We start from the raw sequence: 22,464 nt of genomic DNA on the forward strand, positions 1-22,464 counted from the left end.
CGAAGGTCACCAGTACGAAGCGATTCGCCCGACAACTGCAAATCAGCCGTCCAAACACGAACCTTCGCTCAGTCTCCCAGATTACCTATCGTGGCGCAATCGCCCTGCGAGTTTCGCTACGACACTCTTTGTAGCGAAAGTCGCCAAGACTTTCGGTTTGTCGAATTGCCGAAACTCTTGGCGAGTTTCGCTACGACACTCTTTGTTCCGGCGGTCCTTAGTCTTTCTTCGACTTGCTTTTGGTCGCCTTCGCCGGCTTCCCAGACGCGATTCGGCCACCCACCGTCAAAACATCTAACTCATCCGTAAGACGTTTTTCCAAGGCTTCCTCGCCGGCAAATCCTAGGTGAACTGATTCGACCAAGCCATCTTTTCCAATCAAAACGGTTTGCGGAATTGCGTCTGCAATAAAACCATCCGCAATTTTCCCTTCCTCGTCCATCAAGATATTCATCTCGATTCCCGTGTCCTTCAGAAAGTCCTGCACCGTTTCAAGGTCTTGGCCGGTATTGATTTCCAGCAATACGACGCCTTTCTTTGAATAGCGGTCCGTCACCTTCTTGACGGTTGGCATCCCGGCAAGGCAGGCCTTACAAGTGGTGGTCCAAAAGTCCACGACGACGACTCGCCCCTTCAGCGATTTCAGATCAAACTTGCGCTGATCAACGGTTTGCGTTTTAAAACGAGGGGCGGGCTGTCCAAGTAACGGGTGATAGCCCTTCGATCCCGCAATCTGCTGGAAATAGTCTTCAAGCGACTCGTACTCCGTCGCACCTTTGGCAGGCTTAAACGTAAACAAGTTATCCTTCAGGTCGCCTTTGACACGCCAAGTCAAAAAGTCGTAACGCACTTGGTACGAAAATCCAGCCGGAACATGAACCTGATCCGAAGCGGCAAGCATTGGCGTCATGTCGATCAGCAATCGAAGTGGTTGCGGATCTTTTTCGTCATCGGACACCCACAAATCCCAAGTCACCGCGTCCGCCTGAACTCCATGCAAATGGATCGCCGGAATCTTTCCCTTGAACGGCTTTCGATCCACCACTTCGATCGACTTCATCGCCGCAACAAAAGTGATGCTGGGGTCGCAGCCAGCCATCGTCAACGCGAGCACGGGTTCCGGGTAGGGACCAAGGGGGACTGTCAAAGCCGTGACTGCTTTTTGAATCGATACGGCGTTTGGGAGTCGGAAAAAAGCGTCGGGAGCCATCGCTGCGACCATTTGTTTTCCGTCGCAATAAACTCGCGTGCGTTGTTCGGGCTCTTTCAAGTAAACCGTGAACTTGCCAGGATTCTTTGCAGCGATCTGAAAGGTTGCTTCGCGACTTTCCACGACTTCGCCCGACATGACCGAATCGGTCAGCATGCGTACCGTTGCTCGAGACACTTTCGCATCACGAATCGAATCAATCAGCGGCATCAGTGCGGCGCGAACTTCTTCGGTAATTTGAATCGAAAAGTCTTTTTCCGATGACTTCTTTGGTTTGGGTTTCGCTTCGTCGCCCTGGACGACGCCCGCGGGAATCAAAAGCAGAATCGCGAAATAAAGAAAAGTAGTTGTAGTTCGGTGCATGAAGTTTAAACCTGACATGGGCTGCGTGATCTTTTCTGAGTCTGGTAGTAGCTCCCAAGATCATCGCTGGACCAAGAAACGATTGCAACCAGCGCTACTTTGAAACTGCCGAATGGAGTTTTTGTTTTCGTTTTTGAGGGAATTGCGGCATACTGATGGCCACCAAGATCAATGACAGAGCGACGTAGCTGGGAGCCACAAACAGTCCCGCAATTCCCAGAATAGCCAACCAGAACGCGGGATGCGTGATCATCGGCCCCAGGAATCTCTGCAAAGGCTTCAAGCAACATAGCAGTCCAATCACCAACACTAACGTGATAACGTTGCTCAACAAAATTCTAAACCGGTAATCTGCATTGGGATCCAAACCCAGCGGTATAACGCGATCTGGCGAACCAAGCCGCTCCACCTGGTCCAAACGAAAACCTGAAACTCTGGTGGACGAAAAGATTGCTTCATCACCTAGAAATTGTAAGTAATCCAAACTTTGACTTGGTGAATCATCGCTTGTTGTGTCAAAAGAATCGCCGCCTGATTTTACAAAACCAGATCCTGCTGGACGATTTATCTCCCCTAGCTGGCTTTGAAGATCCGGCACGAACCGATTGGCGTAAACTGCAATTCGCCGATCGAGTAAACGCCACTGCACCTCCTCGAATTTTTGGATGCTCTGGCCCAACAGTTCAGTAGGGTCTGAAACATCTTCCTCCGCCAAAGATTTCAAAAACTTCGCTTGGCGTCCCGAAGCCGCTGCAAGTTGCAGGTAACGATAAACCCAAGGCGCAACCCAAGGAACGACTTCGTCGGAAGATCGTTCCGCAACAATATCAACCGCCAATTCAATCGATTCAACGGCGCTCCTGGCCAAGGACAAATTACGAAGCTTCGCAATCTCCGTTGAAAGCTCTGGTTCCGAATCAGCGTTTATCGCATTGGGTTGATAAATTGCAAGCCATGCTTGGGTCACCGGAATCCCGATCAAACGAGGTGCATAATCGCTTCGTTTGAGTCGGCTGGCAGGCAGTCGAATCAGTAGTTTTGCTGATTGCGGCAACTGGCTAAGCGAAAGTGGGACTTCTAGTATTTGTCGATCGCTAGCCCCCATTTCAAGCTGTTCCGATTGCGAAAGACTGGATGCGTCTCGGTTGATTGCAGAAACCGTCATCCCTCCGCTCCAAGCCCCCAGGCATTCGGCGTCCGCCGGAATGCTGATCAACAGCTTTTCCATTGACCCCGGCGATATGTCCCAGTTGGAAATCACACAGAATGAATCATCGGCCAGGAATACCTGATTGTCCTGGGCTGTCGCGATCGGTTGCAGGCTAAGTTCGGGCAGCGGAGCAAGATCGATCGACCATTTTCCACGAACAACGCGAAAAGCGGGCGATGCATCGCTGGTGCCCGGCACGTCGATGTCAGAATACAAATCGGTGGCGTCGTTATCGATGCTCCCGCCGCCGAAGTGGTTGGGTAAAGCTGCTTCTTCCACTCCCAATTGACGCCACTGGACCAGTTCACTTGTTAACCGCTGCGGGACTTGAACGTAGATCGTCCTTTTGCCTGATCCCAAAACACGGATCGTTGGCACACTGACACGACCGTCATCTTTTTGGCTTAACAGGCCCGTGATTACCAGCGGCTGGTCTTTGTATTTCGTCGCATCACATCGGACGCGAACGATTTGTTGCAAACTGTTGGTGGACGGTGTTCGAGACCATGCGGTTGATGGAGAAATTTCTAAAGAATCACACCAGCGTGTTGGTATTTCGATGTCAATGTAGTCAGGAACACGGTCGCCGGGAAAATGAATTTGATGGGTGACCTGCCAATCTCGATCCAACCGTTCAAGCTTGATCAACTGTTCACAATTAAATCGAGCGGACCGTTGCTGGACTCGGAAAATGCCACCCCAATTTCCTTGCCAAAACTTGTCGTTCGTTGTCTTGCCAAGTCGATTCATTGCCGACTCGTCAACTCCGGCCGCACTCGAATCGGCTTTCCAAGTTGCCACCGGCAAATAACCGTCCGCCAAACTTTCTGCGGTCAGCGTTGCGATGCTGCGTGTTGCGTCAACCGCAAACGGTTCAACAATTTGAATGAATGAATCGTTGGTCCTTGAAACCGTATAGTTGGAAGTGCGATTCAATTCTGTGCTTCGATAGACTGGATCGCTTGCCAAGCTGTCGGCAGTTTTTGGTTGCGGCTCACTGGAAGTACTTAAAACCATCACGGGCGGTTTAAATTGCTGGCCGGGCGACAGGTCACCAATCGCAAACGCAGAAACACTGAACGCCTCTCCTTGACGCTCGCGACGATCAATCATGACGTGTCGTCTGCCGCCAAAATCAACCATCAACGGTCGCTGACGAATCTCGTCCACGTACAAATCAACCAGCTCAATGCCTTTGGGAATCGATAACAAGTACGGTCGATAGATTTCTGAATCGGGTGTCACGTCGGCTCGGTAGGACAGTTCCAACCGCTTTGGTGAAACGCGAAGTCGGTGGCGATCTTCAATCTGCCCGCGGCTGATCGAAGACCGACGAAACACGGGCGACGGAATTTCACTGAGGGCAACGAAAGCGCGGTCAATGCGCCCGCGATAACCAGACCAACCCGCTAAAAACTGGTCCACCGACAAGGGTTCAATCAGGTCCGTCGGCAAGGGATCAAAGTTCAATGAATCCAAACATCGCAGCGCGATCCAAGCGGGCGAGTTTTCGCCTAGGCTTGATGCGATGACCTCGGGAATACGAATCTGCACAGAATCGTTTGCTAACGGATCGTCAATGCCCGGTGCCACGTAATCGGCCAAGATTCCGACGCCCAACCCCGTCGAGCTTCCATTTGACAACGACTGCGAAGTCCATTCGTTCTGGTTTGACAGTCTCCATAACAATTGAATCGGCCCCGGGGAATCGCGAACACTGATGACGCTGACGCGACGCCGCCGGGGCGCGTAAACCGTCGTGTCAACCAACCGCCAATCCGGCGATATCAAGATCGGCATTGCCGAGTCTCGGATCACGAATTGAAACACTTCACCGGCGGCGAACGCTTCGGGCGGATCGATTTCGCAATCAATCGTTGTCGTGGAAAGTCCCGCTGAAACCCAGTACCGACGTTGCAGCGGTTTGGGATTCTTCGCCGAGGTAGGGTTGATTCGTGGGTCGATCCGGAAACTAACATCCAGTTTTTCGGTTGGTCCTAAAACCTCAGACCACCGCCTAAGGTCCGCCTCTTCCACCAAATGCCCCGCCAATCCTCCCACGCGAAGAACTCGCAAATCAACTTCTGATTCGACTTCGATGCGAGAATTCGAGACTGACGGTACGCCTAGCATAAACTCGTACCAAGATCCTTGACGCGATCCCGTCAACCGAAGCGTGATCTGAATCTGCGTCGCCCGGTTGCTCGGCAAAGTTACGATCGTGTTGCCTTGCGGGCCTGAAGAAAACCGAAAAGTTGTCGGCTCTAATCCCGTCGATTGTATCTTTTCAATTTGTTGGTACGGAAGCGGAATCAAATACTGCTTCAGTGATTTCAAAGATTCGATACCGTTTTCTTCTTTCCACTCACTTGGGAAAACAAGATCGAAAGTGGCGATCAGCGAAGCGGAAAGAAATCCATTGGTTGAAATCTCATTCTCGCGAATCCTCAACTGGTAATTCGCAGATTCGTAGGCCGGCAACTGAACAGTCGATTGAGTTTGGTTGTCGAATAAGCGTTGATGGAACGAGTCAGGAATGTAGACGAATTCACCGGCGGCCCGATTGTCCAGCCCCATTGGGATGATCACGTTGACGGGACCAGAGACCGCTGGGCCCGGAATTGTCTCATCCGCATTTTGCACGAAACCGCCTTCAAAAGCAGATGCATTCACCTGAGCGTGCAAGCGAGATCCTTGCACCGCGGGCAAAATAATGGCCGCCGCAAAAATCCAGCCCCTCAACATCGACTGCCAAGAGAAATCTGACGCCGGTGACGCCTGCGGCCCGATGCGATTTTTCTCTAAAACGCTATCGCCACTTCCGACCGGCTGTCGATTAACAGCGCGGTGCCATGTTCTTGCTGATACCAACATTGCCGCGGCGACCAACGGAACAACGAACCAACCGATGATGGTCATTCGCCAGGGCCACCAAAGCAGCACAGAGGCTCCGATGACAACCAGACAGAAGACGACTGCGAAAGGTGACCTTTTCATTAACAGCCAAAACACGATGAAGTTGATGATCGCAATCAACCAGCCCCCAGCCAAAAGAACGTTCCGGCGAATCAATAAGGTGCTCTGGTTTGGCAACATCTCCAACATGCGATGATGAACACTTTCCGCATTCCCGCTAAGCAATGATCCTGGTGCAAACGTGTCAGCGGAAGCCGTCAAATAATACTCGTGCCGTAAAACCACCGCGTCAAAATCGACTTCAGGGATGCGGCAACGGCGCACCGCATGAAAGCCAATCTGATTTCGATTCCATTCTAAATCGATCACTTCTGGATTGCCTCGGTTGTCTCCGGTGCGAGGCGGCAGGACCAATGGCAAACTTGACAACTTGGTCAAATCAATCGGCCTACCATCTCGGGTAATCGACGCCAATTGAAGTTCTGGGTCGAAGTCGATGGTCAAAGGAATTGACAACGCCGCCAAGATCCGTGTTACCACGCGGTCCGATCCGCGACTCGATGCAATGACCCGTGTTTGTGCATGCGTAATCAAGTTCAACGAGGCGTCGCGATCTTTGACTCGAAGGTCAATCGACGGCTTCTGAACTGAATCGTAACGAAGGTGCAATCCATCAAAGCGGTTGGATTTGTCATCGCTAAAACGAATGGACCGCTCTGCGTTGAAATTACCTTGGTTGCGATTAAAACTCGCAAATCTTTCCAACGGCGAAGCGGTGCGGGGAACCAGTTGAACTCCCTTTGACTTGCTCGCGATTTCCAAGCCGCTGCCGATGTAAAGCTGCGAAGTACCAGACACAGCGTTTGGAACACTGGGCAACTGCAAAGAAATATCCTTCGCTGGATAGCTTCGATAAGCCATCAAAGGACGCTCCGATAAATCCAAGCCAGCAACATTAACGGTATAGACGCCTTGCCCGTCATTCTCGCTAAGATCGACATCGGAGGCCGCCAGCGACATCGACATCGAATCCTTTTCAGCAGGGATCATCCAGCGAAAGGGCGGCCGCCCCACTGCCGGTCCCGCGTGGACAATCAATCGGTCAAGTCCGCGACCTAGCGAACTAACGTTGACGAAACACTTCTCCATCATTTCGTCGCCGTGTTTGCTGATCTGCAGTGACAAGCTCGCTTGGTAGTCAACGCTTGGCGATTCCAAACGCAATTCATCAATCTGACGATGTCGTGGTTTGAAGAACAGAGTTGTTCGGCCCTCTCCATCGAAGAACCGTCGCTGCTTGTCCGACAGTAAATCGCTATTAACGCGATGCGGCATCATCGCAGTATCTCCTGCCCAATTCATATCAGCCGGCGGGATAACTGCGGCCGTAAAGTCATCGGACAACAAGATGCGGGATTGATGATCCGATGCACGAACCATCCAGCTCGCTGGCACCGTCATCCGCGAACGATTGGACCGGACAGACCGCTTGCCATTGATCTGTATCAGCAGCTCAAACGATTCAGTCTGCTCGCCATCGATCTGCTTCTGATCAATGTCTTTGCCTTCCGGCCAAACAGTTAGCAAACGAAGACGATCGTTAATCAACGGTGACTCGATCACTCGGCCCGACGATGGAAAACGAACGCTTTGAATTTCCCAATCCTCTTGGATTATAAAATGCAACGGTTCAATCACACGGCCATCGAGTTGAAACTTGAAAATCGCATCGCAGTCGACACTCGTTTCACCCACCTGTGATCTCAACCACAAGTCTTGGACCTGATAAACCGGTCGCGTTGAAAGACGAAGTCGCGACCAAGCCCCTACTGCACCTGGTGTCCCTTGCATCGTCGCTCTAAACGCTGCAAACAGGGAAGGTCCGCCTGCCGTTTCCACGTTCAAACCTTCAACATCCACGGCCGATTGACGTTGCCATCCGTTAGGCAAATCCCAATCAACGATTCTGCCTACTGAGGCGATGGTGACGCGAGCTTCGTCCCTGACACAAGCATCCACCACTGGAATACTCTCGTCCGGGTTAGCAACAATTCCCGCCAGCGGCAGGTTGCAAACGTTCCCCCAATCTGTCTGTCCCATCAACGTCAAGCTAACACGCGTGTCTTGTCGGCCGATTGCTCCGGGTGGTGAGATAGCTTGGTAATCGGCGACGATAACATCTCGATCACGTGAAGATGCCTCCTCAGATGACGATTCTAAATCATCAGATAATTCCACAAACGACGCGTCGGATGAATTCACTTTAATCGATGTCAATTTTGCACCGATGACACGCAAGTTTGGAAGCGATACACCGATCGGCAACCCAAGTTCAATTCGCTGAATGAAGCTTAAGCCGGATGAATCAATGTTGTATTCAACGGCATTTCGCCGCAGCACAATGGCTTCGGCCGCTGAACTATTTTGTCGTTCAATCGTGCGAATGCGAATCGTGTCTAGTCCCCCCGCATCCAGTTCGTACCAGCGGACTGCGTCACCAACAAACGATTCTTTTGGTTCAAGGTCAGTGATTGAATCTGGCACACCGTCAACTAAACGTAATACTCCGTCGTCAGATTCCAACTGAAAGCCTGAGCTGACACAAAACAAGAATCGTGTTTGCAAAGTTCTCGGAAACGTTAGCTTGAACGAGTATCCCCGTGGCCCAATCGTGCCATGATGTTTCCATGTCAACGGTATCCGATTCACAGCCTTTGACTGGCCGCTGAATCGAGCGATCAAGGTTCCGTCTGAAAGTGAAGCCAATCCTACGGGAGATTTCTGCTTGCTTTCGTTTTCTTCTAACTCATCGTCAGCGTTCTTGTTTGTAAGCTCGCTATCAGTAAGCTCGCTGTCAGTTAGATCGCTGTCAGTAAGATCATTATTGAGGATTGCAAAATTGACCTTTCCAAGCGACTGACTCACCCAACCGGTTTGATCAGAGCTGATTTCAATAAAACCACTTTCACACTTCAGAACGTCGTCAATAACTCGCACAACGTACTCGGATTCTCGCAATCGGTTCTCAGGCGATTCCGCCGTGGCATCTTTCCAACGTTTGATCGCATCAGAAAGTTGTGTTTGCTTGACGGGCGAGTAATTCGGCGGAATCAATTCAAACTTCTGCGAGTCTGAAATGCCGATGGATCGAAGCAATCGGCCGTCCGGTAACTGCTGTGGTAATTGCTGTGGTAACTCGAAATCAGGTTTTTTTGAGTCACTTGAATCCGATTTTGTATCCGCCTCGTCCACGACCGGTTCGTCGGCTGAAATCGAGACTGATGGATTCAAACCCGCACACAGAAATGCAACAAAAATAAATCGACAGATCGTAGCGAGCGGGCGTCGTTTGCCGATTCCGACTGCGTGACTATTCACGAGGCTATCTCCGCACCCGAAGACGGATCGCTTGGCGGTCGTTCGCTGACGTCTTTGGAATCGGGAAGATCGCGATTCGACACGCCCTTGCCGGTCGGACGCATCGACTCGGTTTCGCTAACTTCGCCTCGCGGGGGAACGCTAGATGCTGTGTTTTCAACCAACTCGTTGCTAAGAATTCGCGTTGACGAGGATCCCAGATTGCTCGGTGAGTTCGACGCAAAGACTCGATCGTGTCGCCCCGGAACCAACAACGAACGAATCGCCATCATGACGATGACCAAAACCAAGGAAATGAGTCCCAACTGTCCGGCTAAAACGGCTGCATCGGGTGCGATCAAGATGAGACCGGCGAAGGCCAACGCGGCAATCACGGCTGTCAGCGGATGCCGGGTCACCGGGATGTAGATCAACATCACGGTCGCAAACAGAACAGTCGATGCAACAATCAACCATAGGATTGTTCGAGACGCAATTTTGACTTCAAAGGCAGGTAGATCGGTTCCCAGATAAAGGTATCGATTGCCCGGCGGCATTTCGACACTGGCACCACCGACCAGTCTCGCCAATTCTTGATCGCTCAAACTCGATTGACGGTACAAACGCCATTGATCAAATTGCCACGACATCGCTCGGCCCACCGTCGGCGACGCCCAGACGACATGACTATCAAGCGGCGCAATCACCTGCCAAAAAACGCGACCCAACCCGCTGGGTAACTGCACAAGAGGCTGAACCGTCGAAATGGATGCCAAAGAATCTTGCGGAATCCAAACGTTTAATTCCAGCGAATGCGACTCCAGATCACCCGGTAGATCGACAACCAACCAACCCCTGCGATTTTCAACACCCACACTTTTCCCGTCAACAAACGCTTCGACCCGAACCTGTTGCATGAGCCTTTCGAGGCGTCGTTCGTTTGACGAAGTGCTTTGACTGCTCGTTCGCGCGAGTGAATTTTGTCCTGTTGCCGATGTTGATTCCGACAAGTTCGTGTTGTTGGCTGCCAGTGCTGATCGGCTTAGGTTGACGCGAAATTCAGAACCACGGCGAATGGTCGCCAAAATCTGTTCTTGCCGAGTGGAATGGCTGACAGCGGTTCGCAAGACCAACTCTTGCACCGAAAGCTCCTGCAACAAAGCTGTCTGAGCCTTCAAACGCAATTGAATTGGTTCACGAGGAAGTGCGTTCATTGTCAAGAAACGTGTTCGCGGTTCAGCGCCCTCGACTCGCGATTGCAAGAACTGCGTCTCAGAAAATTGCTGTTCCTCAAAACTCGAATTCTCTGCACCCGTATTCAAACGCTTTGAATCCAATGCGACCAATTGAGATTGGCCATCACCGCGCAACTGAATCTCGAAGTTGCCACGCATCGTGACATCCGGGATGTGGGGTCGTGGAAAAGACACCTCTTGAATGTCCTTGGCGTTTTCCGAAGACGAAATCTCTTGTCCATGTCGCCATCGTATCGCCATGGCTCCGCTGGAAAGTCGTTCAGAGATTAATTCAAATCGATCGTTGTCAAGCTTTCTTAACTTTGCGGGAACACCGTCCACCGTGACGACCCAGGGTTCTTCAGAGTCGCTCCATTGACTTGCTCCTTCTGCCGCCACACGTCCAAAAACACTCTCACGATCAAACAAGCTGTCGTCGGATGCTTTGTTTGAATTCTCCTGCCCAAAGAACTTTGGCAACAAGCCGCTGATGGCATCCGAACCTAACAAAGACTGATCAATCAATGATCGATTGATCCGTCGTTGTGGAATTCGGATTGGCAGCCTACCTTCCAAATCCAACGGAGAATCGATCATCCAATCGACCGTCGATTTTAGCTGGGAACCGTCGATTTCAACGGTCGCTTCGGGCGAAAGCGTGATGCGAAGCGGTTGGTCTTGCAACGTTCCAGCCAGGATGACTGGCTCGCCAAACCTTGCTACTTGAAAACGGCTCAACGTCGCCCCGGTGGCACTCTCAGACTCATTTGCCATGATCCTGGTCAGCCCTTCGGATGCAGCCAAATCGACCGTCATCAAAGTTCGGCCATTGCCTACCAGATCCAGAGTCGATTCACCAGCAACGACTTCGTTTTCACTTGTGCTAATGCTTGGCAACGGAAATTCAATATCGCCCAGATCCTGACCGAGCGGTCGTTGAGCAGACAAAACGAAGACAAGGTCATCTTGTTGGCTCGCTTGATTCCATTGCAACACGCGATCTTCACCAATCAAAAATGTTTCCACTCGCTGACCAGTTTCTTGATTGACGATTGCCAGCACATCCCAAGACGCGTCATCAATTCGCAACATGTTATTGATAACCGAACCACCGACAGTGATCTGCATCTGCAAAGAGGCGATCGCATCACGAATGACAACTTCTGATTGAACAGAAAGCGTTAAGCGACGCTCTTTGGTGGACAGCCAAACCGGCAACTCGAACGAACCGCGATCAAAACGAAAACGATAGGTGCGTCCACTGACCTCTGGATCGGTTTCGTCAACGGGTTCGCTGCGAACCCAAGGCTTCGTTTCCCAACGCAAACGGTATTCTTCGCCCAAACGAATGGTTATTTCACCACGATGTCGCAGCGAATCGACAACTTGCGGGACCGTCATTTCCAGTGGCGTTTCAGCCGAAATTTCGCCGCCAGATAGCTGCAACTCAAAATTCAAATCGATCCGCTGCTGTCGCTCTTCTTCCGGCAGGATCACATCGACCAGATTCGCGATAGCATTAACGGACTGATCACTGTTTGATTCCCCTGATTCTGTTTCGCCTGATTGTGTCTCGCCTGATTTTGTTTCGACAGGGACGAACTGAATCGATTGCCCGCCGGTGCCCAGACGCGGGACATCCAGCAGCACGGATCCAGGCGGCAATTGAAGCTGAAATCTCTCGATCGATCCTTTGATGTTCCTTGCAGTCAAGCGAACCGAAGCAATCGGTTGATCTTGCGGTGAATCCCAACGAACGTCTATTCGGCTTTCGACTTCCAGCAAAGGTTTCTGTTGCGCAGCACTGCGACGGTTGTTCCATCGCAAGACAAAATCACCTCCGCTGCTTTCCACCAACAGCTCAGTCGTTTTTTTGTCGGTTGGCTTGGACGTAACGACCTCATCGGCACCAGAAATCGCTTCGCCCAAAACATCCTCAGCATCAACCTCTAGTTTTACAGTCGATGGAACTCGGGGCAGTGAAAACTTTAGCGAATCAGCGGGCATGGTTTCAACGCGAGCGGACACCTTCATTTCCAGCTCGGCTTTGCACGGCGTGTCAGTGCGCACCCACCATTGATATCCCTGATCATTCTCGGTCACGACAACGGCATGGTCGGTGACACCCGAAACGGTGGGTGGGCTGAGCAAATGAAAGTTGCTCATGCCCAGTGGGATTTTGGCGAACCCTCCTTCGGTCGGCTCGACATTCAGACTGATCGTCACGTTCATTTCCGCGCGACCGTTATTGGTGGAACCGGTAACCCGCAGCGATTGGAAAACGTAGCGGTCGCTATCCGCTTGGTTGCCAACTTCCAGTCGCTTCAACTTCTCAAGTTGTTCCCAAGTCGTTCCTGGAACGACGACCTGCGAACCCGATTCGCTGAGAAACAGAAACGCATCGACCGGAACATCAGAACGACTCGGGCGAAACACATCACGCGAAGGAACGAGACCACCCCGGCGAGTTCCGGTCGGATCGGATGCTCGATCGGCACTTGGCCTGTCACCGTTTTGTCCAGGATCAGTTTTTTGCCCGGTTGCAACTGACGGGCAAGTTCCCGCTAAAAGGAGCATCAACCAAACCAATCGCATCGAAGAACAGATCATTCGGATGGAGAAGCAGGTCGGTCGCATGAACACGAATCCCGGCCGGTTTCGATACTTGTGACGGGACAAGTACCTCGAATGCGGGGATGAAGATGAGAGAAGAAAAGACGGGTGCCAGCATCGACACATCAATCATCATAGTTTACGCGAACTGCCCAGCCCGCAAAGCCAAAAGCGACTTGCCGGAAGCTGATTTGTGCAGGTTAATTGCCGCACAATCGGCATGACCGGAACAGGAACGTCGGTTCGAGGCAACGAGAGGGTGCAGCAAGCTAATAGGACGGAACCGCAACGTAGGCCCTAGCGAGTGGAGCGAGTTACGGCAGGGCTGCAAAAAATGCCGTAACTCGCTCTACTCGCTACGGCCTACAAAGCTACAAAGCTGCAAAACGTCTGCCGATTAGCGTGCCTGCACCCGCAACGAGATCCATCCATTCCCTCTGCCCTGAACACTAAATTTTTACGCTCACCAGAAAACTGCGTCGTGCAAAAGCAACGATTTCCAGCCCACGAAACGAGAGATTACGAGCTTACGGTAATTCAGAACTACCATCTGTTCGTACTGCGTACGTCTTTTTGCAACCACGCCTTCGCCTGATGATGATCCGATTAGGCTGACTTCAAAACCTGACAAGCCATCAAAGCCGATTGCCCACGCTCCGACAAGCTCTTTTATAGATTGGCCACCTGCTGCTAAAGCTTCAAAGAGGCTGCTTTGCGCCTTCGCGACCTAGCGACTTTGCGTTTTTGATTTGATAACAATCAATAGATGGTGGGTGGCACCTTCTGGCTTTCGCTGCCGTCAAACCCGAACCCCAAGTCTGACCCCACGCGAAGCGTTTCCCCCCTGACAAGCCATCAAAGCCGATTGCCCACGCTCCGACAAGCTCTTTTATAGATTGGCCACCTGCTGCTGAAGCTTCAAAGAGGCTGCTTTGCGCCTTCGCGACCTAGCGACTTTGCGTTTTTGATTTGATAACAATCAATAGATGGTGGGTGGCACCTTCTGGCTTTCGCTGCCGTCAACCCCGAAACCCGAGTCTGACCCCACGCGAAGCGTTTCCATGACAAGCCATCAAAGCCGATTGCCCACGCTCCGACAAGCCCTTTTATAGATTGACCACCTGCTGCTGAAGCTTCAAAGAGGCTGCTTTGCGCCTTCGCGACCTAGCGACTTTGCGTTTTTGATTTTATAACAATCAATAGATGGTGGGTGGCACCTTCTGGCTTTCGCTGCCGTCAAACCCGAAACCCGAGTCTGACCCCACGCGAAGCGTTTCCTTTGACCATGCCTAATGCAAGTTAGCTGCGATCGGCACGGCGGGTGGATCGCAAGCAATGCAATTTGAGCAGGCCTGCAACAAGACCCGTCAGTGCCGCAGTTCCGGCAATCCGCGCACCATCGTTTTGCCCCTTCATCGTTTTGCCCAATTTTTTGTCGCTAGTCGATTCCGATCGGCAAAACGATGAAGGGGCAAAACGATGGTGTGCTGTTCCTTGGTCCTGTACCAAAGTCGTTATCTCCCTACACCAACATCCAGTTTCCCTGCAAGTTTGCCGCCGGAAAACGCTTCGCGGGGGTCAGGCCTTGTCTTGGGTTTTCAGTCACGCGAAAACCCAACACAAGGCCTGACCCCGGCGAAGCCCCTCCCCAAAAAATGCCGTAACTCGCTCAACTCGCTACGGCCTACAAAGCTGCAAAACGTCCGCCGATTAGCTTGCCTGCACCCGCAACGAGATCCATCCATTCCCTCTGCCCTGAACACTAAATTTTTGCGCTCACCAGAAAACTGCGTCGTGCAAAAGCAACGATTTCCAGCCCACGAAACGAGAGATTACGAGCTCACGGTCATTCAGAAATCATCTGGTCATACTGAGCACGCGTTTTGCTCAGTCGCTCCTTCGCCTGATGGTGATCAGACTTGCTGGACTTCCAAGCCTGACTAGCCTTCACCGCCGATTTCTCAAGCTCCGGTAGGCTCTTTTTTAGATTGACCACCTGCTGCTGAAGATTTAAAAATCGCTCCTGTAGCTTCTCGGTCTGATTCGAGATTTCAATGCGGATTTTTCTTTTCGCAGATAACTCAAGCAACAGATTTGCAGCCGCCTGTTCTGCATCAGCTAATTTCGACTGAGTGTTCTGATCTGTTGTTGATGCATTCTTTGAAGCATTCTTCGAAGCAACGCGGACTGCGATCAACTGATCCTGCATGTCACGTGACGATGCGACGATCTTTGGGATAGCAACATCGATCGATTGTAAACGTTTTTGCAGTTTTCCAATCTGCTCGTTCGCCAAATCTGCTTGTGCTTGCACCGCCGTGACTTTGGCCTGAATTTCTGCGACGGCCCGTTTCTTTTTATCCGCAACGACCTTGGCTTGGTTCATCCGCTGCTGAATCGGCTTCATTTCTATTTGCATTGCCTTGAGTTGTTTCTCAAGCACTCCGACGCGCTCGCTGAGCGGTGGCGGATTGGCGGCCAGGGTTGCGGTTGTCTTGGGATCCGCGGTGCTGACCAACATGACCGCGCCTGTCCAATCACCGTAAACGATATGCTTTCCATCGTGGGAAATTTCAACTTCTAGAACGTCCTCTTTCATTGTGGGGAAATCTCGCAGGTGACTGCCAGTTGCGTCCCACAGTTTTGCCTGTTTGTCTCGGCCACCGGTCACCAATCGGCCTTGGTGATCGAACGATACGTCGTGGACAGCTTTGCCAACACTGATCGACTTAACAGCTTTCCCCAGATTCATATCCCAAAGCTTGACGGTCCCATCGGCACTGGCGCTTGCCAAAACATTCGAGTCATCTCGCCAGGCAAGACCATGAATGGCGTCCTTGTGATCGGTCAGGTCCAAGAACAACCGCCCCGTGCTTGCTTCCCAAACGCAAAGTCCACCGCTGCGGTCACCCGATGCAATCAGCACTCCGTCGGGACTGTAGGCAACCGAGTAAATCCAATCCGTGTGCTTTTTGAGCTCGAATTGTTGACTGCCATCTGCCGCATCAAATATCCGCAGCAATTTCTTTGGTCCGCCCAATGCGATTTGAGTCATCGATTGATTGGCGTCTCCGTCAAAGACGGTATCGAGTTCATCACCGACCACCGCGACACGTTTCCCCGTCTTGATATCGTAAACCGAAACGATTCCGCGAACGCTGTGTTCACCGCCCGATGCGATCAGGAAATTGCCATCGCGACTGAACCGCAACCCTTGTGCAATACCTTCGTCAAACGGAAGAATCCCCAGCAGTTCAGCCGTATCGGTGTGGTACAAGACAATCTGTTTTTGCCCCGCGATGGCGACCAGCGGTGCCCAGGGACTCGTCGCAATCGCAGTGATCGCAGCGGGACGATCAGTCACGACTGGCGAATGGAAGGTGTTAAACTGCGGCATCGCGCCGCCACCGTCCGGTCGCCCACCAGTGCTGGCGACAAAGGCGAGAGCGTTCTTCTTTTTTGGCTTCGCTTTTGAACCTAGATTCTCTGGGATTCCGGCTTCGATCCAACGCCGGACTACTTCCAGTTGGTCTGCGGGAATTTTGTCTTGATTTGGCGGCATCTCCGGTGAATCGTCATGGTTCATCAGTTGCCACAATCGGCTGCCATCGTAGTCGCCATCGTCAAAAACAATTTCGCCGCTGCCGCCACCTTCGACCAACGAAGTGTAAGAATCCAAGGCCAGCCCACCTTTTTGTTCGCCCTGGTTGTGGCAGGAAAAACAATGCTGCCGCAAAATAGGTTTGACATGATCATCGAACGTCACCTTGGCCGAGTCGGCAGACGCGACTGCCAAACAAGACATCCAGGCAAAGCCGAACGAGAGATGAACCAGATGTTTCATTGGATAAATTTTTTTAGTGGTTAAAGACAAATTCGCGGCTATTAAGCACTGCCCAGAAAACGTCCTGTAACGCGGCGATCTTGTTTTTCTGATCATTCAGCGATGCGATCAGCTTTGTCTTCTCTTCTTGCGACGGCAAACGAGAAAGTGCTCGGACATAAATTCGATCAATGATCGTTTCAGGTGAGAGCTTTTGTTTATCCAGCCAACGGTTGATAACTTTGCCGGATACAATTTTGTTGTGTACCGAGTTGCCGTTCAAAAGGTGCAAAGCTTGCGAAAGCGAAGGGCTGGTCGATGCCTCGCAATCGCACGCGGTTGTCCTTGGCGAGCGACCGAACGCGGTCAGGAAATAGTTTGATGTCGTCCCGTCCGCAATTTGCACCGCACGTGAACCAAGCGGCAATCCCTTGAATTTGTCTGGCGATTCGGTGACGGATGAGATGCAATCAAGCAAGCTTTCAGCCGGAATACGCCGAATCGTCGCTGATGCGTAGTTTCGTTGATCGTGGGCATTGGATTCATTTGTTTTGGTGCTGCGCCCGTACGCCTTGCTGTTGCAAATGTCACGCACCAGAGATCGAAAATCAAACTTGTAGTCGACAAGCCGCTTGCCCAATTCGTCAAACAGTTCCGGATTGCTGGGTGGATTGCTAATGCGAATATCATCGACGGGATCAACGATGCCGCTTCCCATCATGTGCGCCCAAACCCGGTTCGCGATTGATTTGGCAAAGTACGGATTGTCGGGATTCGTCAACCAATCGGCCAACACCACTCTTCGGTCTTTGCCCTTCGTGTTTGGCCGATCCCCGCCCAGGAACGTTGGCGGGACAGGTCTTTCGGTCAGCAAATGCTTGACCTCGCCTTTAAAGCGATTGAAAACGATCTTCTCGCGGTAGTCTTCGGCGTTCTTGCGACCGACCTGGGAAAAGAACGACGCGAATCCGTAGTAGTCGTCCATGGTCCAACGATCAAAGGGATGGTTGTGACATTGGGCACATTGAGTTCGTATCCCCATGAAGACCTGAGCAACATTCTCTGCAGTTTTTAACGTGTCTCGTTCAAGCTCATAGAAATTGGTTGCCGGAGCGGAGAATGTGCCACCCGAACTGGTCAACAATTCTCGCACCATTTCATCAATGGGAACATTGCGGGCGAATTTATCAGTCAACCAATTCGCGTAGAGGTAGGCTGATTTGTAGCTCACTTGATTGGTGCTTTTAATCATCAACAACTGAGCAAACTTCATCGCCCAGATTTCGCTGAATTCCTTGCGATCGAGAAGCTGATCGATCAAACGAGCCCGCTTATCATCGGCTGGATCGTTTACAAAGCGATGGAATTCTTTTTCGGTCGGCAACAAGCCAACGATGTCGATGGTCGCACGCCGCAGGAACTCTTCGTCGCTGCATTGATCGCTCGGCAGCATCCGCAATTGCCCCAATTTGCGATCAACAAGTTGATCGATGTAGTTTGCGTGCGGATCAATTTTCGGAGCGTCGTATTTCAGGTTCTCTGGCAGGACCAAAACCTGGCTGCCTTGGGTGTGAGTTCCGAAACGAGCCATCACAAAGGCTTCGCCACGAAGCCCCGCGGTCACAAAACCATCGCTATCAATCGCAGCACTGCTGCTATTGTTAGAGGAAAACGAAGCTAACCGAGTGACGTCCCGCGTGGTGCCATCTGCATAGCTTGCGATCGCCACGAACTGTTGCCCCGAAACCTCGCCTTCACCCTTGCTTTGAATCACCGCTTGTGGCGGATAAATTGCCAGCGAAGTCGCTTCCAACGACGCAGAATCCTTGTCAGCCTTGCCCGCAGCTTTATCTGAAGCCTTATCTGCGGGAACACCATCCTGCAACCATTCCAGCATGGTGGCGTAGTAGTCGCTGTCCTTATCGAACAGTTTGCCGCCGGTGTGCGGTACCGCGCCGATCGATTTCTTGATCAACAAGCTTTCACTTGGGCGTGCCAGATTGATTCGCCGAACGCCAATTTCCCGAGTGATTCGGTAGTAGTCACCCGCTGGATCAAACCCAAACAGGCTAAGCCTAAACCCATCTTTCCCGCGTGATGCACCATGACAAGAACCAGTGTTACAGCCTGACCGCGTCAGCACAGGCATCACGTCTTTCGCGAAACTAACCGCAGGACGCTTGGATCCACCGGAGATTTCGATTGGGATACGCACCTTGTCATTACCGTAAGACGCGATGAGGTTGGTCTTGCCGTCGGCGATCGGAAAAACCGTGTTTTGATTCAGTTTTACGATCTTCGAGTCGCCGACCGACCAATCAACTTCTTTACTAACATCAACGGTCACGCCGCTGTCTTTCCGAATCATGGCAACGAAACTTTGGAAATCGCGCGCGGAACCCAACTGGATCGAGGGGGGATAAACACTCAATTGATCCGCCGACTGTTTCGCCAGCGTGTCAGTCAATTGCTTCGCGGTCGATTGCCGGCCCTGGTTTGAATGCTTCGCTTCGGCGGGATCCGCCGCGGAAACTGGTGCAGAAATCAGGCTTAGGACCGTCGGAACAATAAGTGGTGTAGCGAAACTCGCCAAGAGTTTCGGCAACTCGACAAACCGAAAGTCTTGGCGACTTTCGCTACCAGTTTTCCAGCCACTAATTATTTCAACGGACCTTAGTGGCGTAGCGAAACTCGCCAAGAGTTTCGGCAACTCGACAAACCGAAAGTCTTGGCGACTTTCGCTACCAATTTTCCCGCCACTAATTATTCCGACGGTCCTTAGTACCAGGCAGCAAATCAATAGCCATGCATTTGTTTTCAAATCCCAGAAGACACAGAGATTGCAACAGTGTTTGCGATGCGCCTCTCTCTTTGGGAAAGGTCGCGTCGAAGCGAGGGAAACTGCCCAACGCCGTGAAGGGTTTCTTAATCGTTTAACCGCGTTGGGCATCGCCCCGCGCGTCGTGCGGCACCGAACGCGTGGGGCGATGCCCACGCAGCTAAACGAATCTAACACGTGTTTTCCGAGACCAAAACTCTTCACGGCGTTGGAAACTGCCCCCTGCAACGTTCTCCCCTGACGGCCGATCAAACGTCCGGCCTCCCTCGCTGCGCGGTGGGGGAAGATGCTAACGTTCGCGGAGAAGTATCGAATTTTTAGCATGATCATTCTTGCTCCTGCATCTGTCGCAATTGCTCGAGCCTCGATAGCGCCTTGGCTTGTTTTGGCTTGGCCTTTTGCTTGGATACTTTTTTGGCCTGAACCTTTTTCGCATTCGTCTTTGGCGGCAACGGCTTGTCGATCCTCAGCTCTCCCGTGCCATTGGTTTGCACAACGACTTCATCACCAATTTTTGCACGAGCAATACAGACCAAGGTTTTATGCTTCCCAGGCTTTGCATCTTTAGACAGAACGATTGGAAAGCTGAGCGTTTTGGTCTCCGATGTAACTGCTTGTTTGGGTGACGGACTGGTCACGCCAGCGGGAAGTCCGGCTAATTCAATTTCCACATTCTCGGGCAGGTCGCGTTTGATGTTCAAGCCAACCGAAACGATCGCTTCTGTCCCCAATTCTGCTGCAACGCGAGGAAATTCAAAGTCAAAATACTCAGCCTGAACATCCAACATGATTGCTTGAGAACTGAATGCGATGTTCCCGAACCTTCCCTTGTAGGTGGCGACTAAAATGATCGGCCATTTCCCAATCGCAGCACCTCCGTTGGCGGTCATCGGAATATCAGCTTCGACTTTACCCTTTTCAATCTTCCGGCTGTTGTTGACCGCGATGCCTGGTGGGTTGTAAAGCGTTCGCAATTGAACCTGATCCTCGAACCCTTCATCGCGGATGATCTTGACTTTCAAATTCTTGCTACCACGACGCACAATTGGCGTTTGCGGCTGAACGAGTTCAATCTGGAAAGGCGGGGGCTCAGTGACGGCCGCCGCAGCGAAGTCGGTTCGATAGCCGAACATCATTCTGCGGTTTTGTCCCAAGACAATTTTGTGAAGCTGGGACATGGGCAGGCTGGCAACCGAACGATCGCCCGACTTCTTTTCGGAAGCTGTTCCATGAACGCGAAACAAACTTGATGAGTAATCCGCATCGGCAGATGCCGTTAATAAGACTGGTATTTCAGATCGTCCGGCGGGAATGGGAAACAATTTTGCGGTCACGCCATCGGGTAAGCCATCGACCGTAAGTTCGATCTCGCCGTTGTATCCGGCGCGAGTCACCTGAGCCATTACCGCAGTGTGTGCACCGATCGGAACAGCCGCCACGGTTGCGTTGTCGCGGCGAGTTTCCTTTAGGCCAATCGAAAATGACGGAACCGCCTTCGTGAGTTCAACCCGATACTGATGCAGCTCGCTTCCGCCGCGCAGATGGTCAAATATTCTAAGTGTGTATTGACCATCGACAGGGCAGGTAAACTCGATCGACGGATCTTTCGCGGTACCAATGTCATCCGCCGACGACAATGATTTTGAATTGGGACCAAACACATTCATGACCGCGTCAAGCGGCGACCGAAACGGTTCTCTTGCAAAGCACTGAGCACGAAACTTGTCGCCTTTCTTCGCCTGAAAAGCAAAGCAATCGTAGTCTCCTGGTTTTTCAATGACTCCGCAAAACGCCGCGGGTGCCTCGGCAATTTGAGGTTTACGGAAACTGTCGTTGGGTTCCACCTCGGTAATCATTTTCAAATCGTTGACGCGAATCCAGTTCGGCGAGGGGCTGATGCCTGTTTCGTCTTCGGTGGTCACGCCCCAGCGATCCGTGACGCGTACATGTCCGGTGGAGGATTGTTGAGGCACGGTTGGCAAAAGAGTGCTCGGCAGGTCTACGGTCGCTTCGCTGCGCGAACCATCGATCGAAATCAATTCAGCGGTCAAGCTTTTGCCTGATTCGGTACCCGGTTTTGTCGCGACTGGAACCGCCGCGACTGGCCGGGGAAAACTGCCGACGTGAAGTCGGTAGCCACAAATCGGACCACCGACAAAAGAACTGTCGCGAACCATCACTGAGTAGACGCCATCTTTGGGCGCAACAAACGAACACACGCCGTCTTGTGCTAACAGCGCCGAATCATCGCTCGACGCGACCTCGAAACGGCCTTCGTCCAGAATGGCAATGAAGGGATCCAGGATATTGCGGTTATTGATCGTGTAAGACAAACGTATGCCTTCGATTTCAGCAGTCAGTCGTTGCCCCGCTTTTAAATCGAACTGGTAAAAATCGACATCTTCTCGACCAGCGATCCCTTCGATCGTGGTCCCGAAACACTTTCTGGAATGATCCCAGTCAACTTTCTGGGGCGAATCGAAACTGTTGTTCGGTTCGACCTCGTTTGTGATTGGCATCGAACCGACACCGATCAGCTTGATGTTTGAAACGCCCGTTCGCGTGACGACTCGAATCGGATACAGACCGGGTGACAGCGCGGCGTCCGTTTTCAACTTCACGGATACCTGTTTGCCATTGATGGCTTTGACTTCGATAATTTCAACGCCCGGTTGGTCGGCGATCGCGTCGTAAGCATCGCCCAATCGCAAGCCTTTGAAAACGATGGTCGCCTCTTCGCCGCGAACGACGCCCAGCGGTTTGTTCTGTTCGATCAGCGGGAAAGAAGCGATCGCGGACGACACACCTAGCATCAGGCTGAACGCGAAAACGCTGGCCGGTCGGATACTGAACCAGTGAATATGAATTGCGGCATCTTTCATTGCAGAATGACTCGCT

The 22,464-nt window shown here is 51.9% G+C and carries 6 protein-coding genes; all 6 read right to left on the bottom strand.

The features are described from left to right. Positions 1–217 precede the first annotated feature (217 nt). The 6 genes from RC85_RS15600 to RC85_RS15630 all read right to left on the bottom strand — a co-directional run bounded on the left by RC85_RS15600 (position 218) and on the right by RC85_RS15630 (position 22,448). Positions 218–1,573: a redoxin domain-containing protein gene (locus tag RC85_RS15600; protein ID WP_162273219.1), complete on the bottom strand. Its 1,356-nt coding sequence runs from the start codon at positions 1,571–1,573 to the stop codon at positions 218–220. Between the two features lie 94 nt (positions 1,574–1,667). After that, positions 1,668–9,077 carry a hypothetical protein gene (locus RC85_RS15605; RefSeq protein WP_068264492.1) on the bottom strand — a complete coding sequence of 2,470 codons (7,410 nt, stop codon included), beginning with the start codon at positions 9,075–9,077 and terminating at the stop codon, positions 1,668–1,670. After that, on the bottom strand, positions 9,074–12,928 hold the full coding sequence (locus RC85_RS15610; protein ID WP_068264494.1) for a phage holin family protein: 3,855 nt from the start codon (positions 12,926–12,928) through the stop codon (positions 9,074–9,076). Before RC85_RS15610 ends, RC85_RS15605 begins: the two co-directional genes overlap by 4 nt. 1,822 nt (positions 12,929–14,750) lie before the next feature. After that, positions 14,751–16,748, bottom strand: coding sequence for a c-type cytochrome domain-containing protein (locus RC85_RS15620; RefSeq protein WP_068264497.1), 1,998 nt, complete (start codon positions 16,746–16,748; stop codon positions 14,751–14,753). Positions 16,749–16,761: 13 nt separating this feature from the next. After that, the gene (locus tag RC85_RS15625; protein ID WP_084422723.1) at positions 16,762–19,095 is read right to left on the bottom strand and encodes a DUF1549 and DUF1553 domain-containing protein; all 2,334 of its coding nucleotides are present in this window, start codon (positions 19,093–19,095) and stop codon (positions 16,762–16,764) included. Between the two features lie 797 nt (positions 19,096–19,892). Next, positions 19,893–22,448 (bottom strand): PPC domain-containing protein, encoded by a 2,556-nt coding sequence (locus RC85_RS15630; RefSeq protein WP_068264499.1) that lies wholly within the window; start codon positions 22,446–22,448, stop codon positions 19,893–19,895. Positions 22,449–22,464: the final 16 nt, after the last annotated feature.

The sequence above is a fragment of the Rubripirellula obstinata genome (assembly GCF_001642955.1).
Lineage (GTDB): Bacteria > Planctomycetota > Planctomycetia > Pirellulales > Pirellulaceae > Rubripirellula > Rubripirellula obstinata.

Coding starts and splice junctions, on each gene's coding strand:
- RC85_RS15600 (WP_162273219.1), bottom strand. CDS start 1,573: ATGCACCGAACTACAACTACTTTTCTTTATTTCGCGATTCTGCTTTTG.
- RC85_RS15610 (WP_068264494.1), bottom strand. CDS start 12,928: ATGCGACCGACCTGCTTCTCCATCCGAATGATCTGTTCTTCGATGCGA.
- RC85_RS15620 (WP_068264497.1), bottom strand. CDS start 16,748: ATGAAACATCTGGTTCATCTCTCGTTCGGCTTTGCCTGGATGTCTTGT.
- RC85_RS15625 (WP_084422723.1), bottom strand. CDS start 19,095: ATGATTCGGAAAGACAGCGGCGTGACCGTTGATGTTAGTAAAGAAGTT.
- RC85_RS15630 (WP_068264499.1), bottom strand. CDS start 22,448: ATGAAAGATGCCGCAATTCATATTCACTGGTTCAGTATCCGACCGGCC.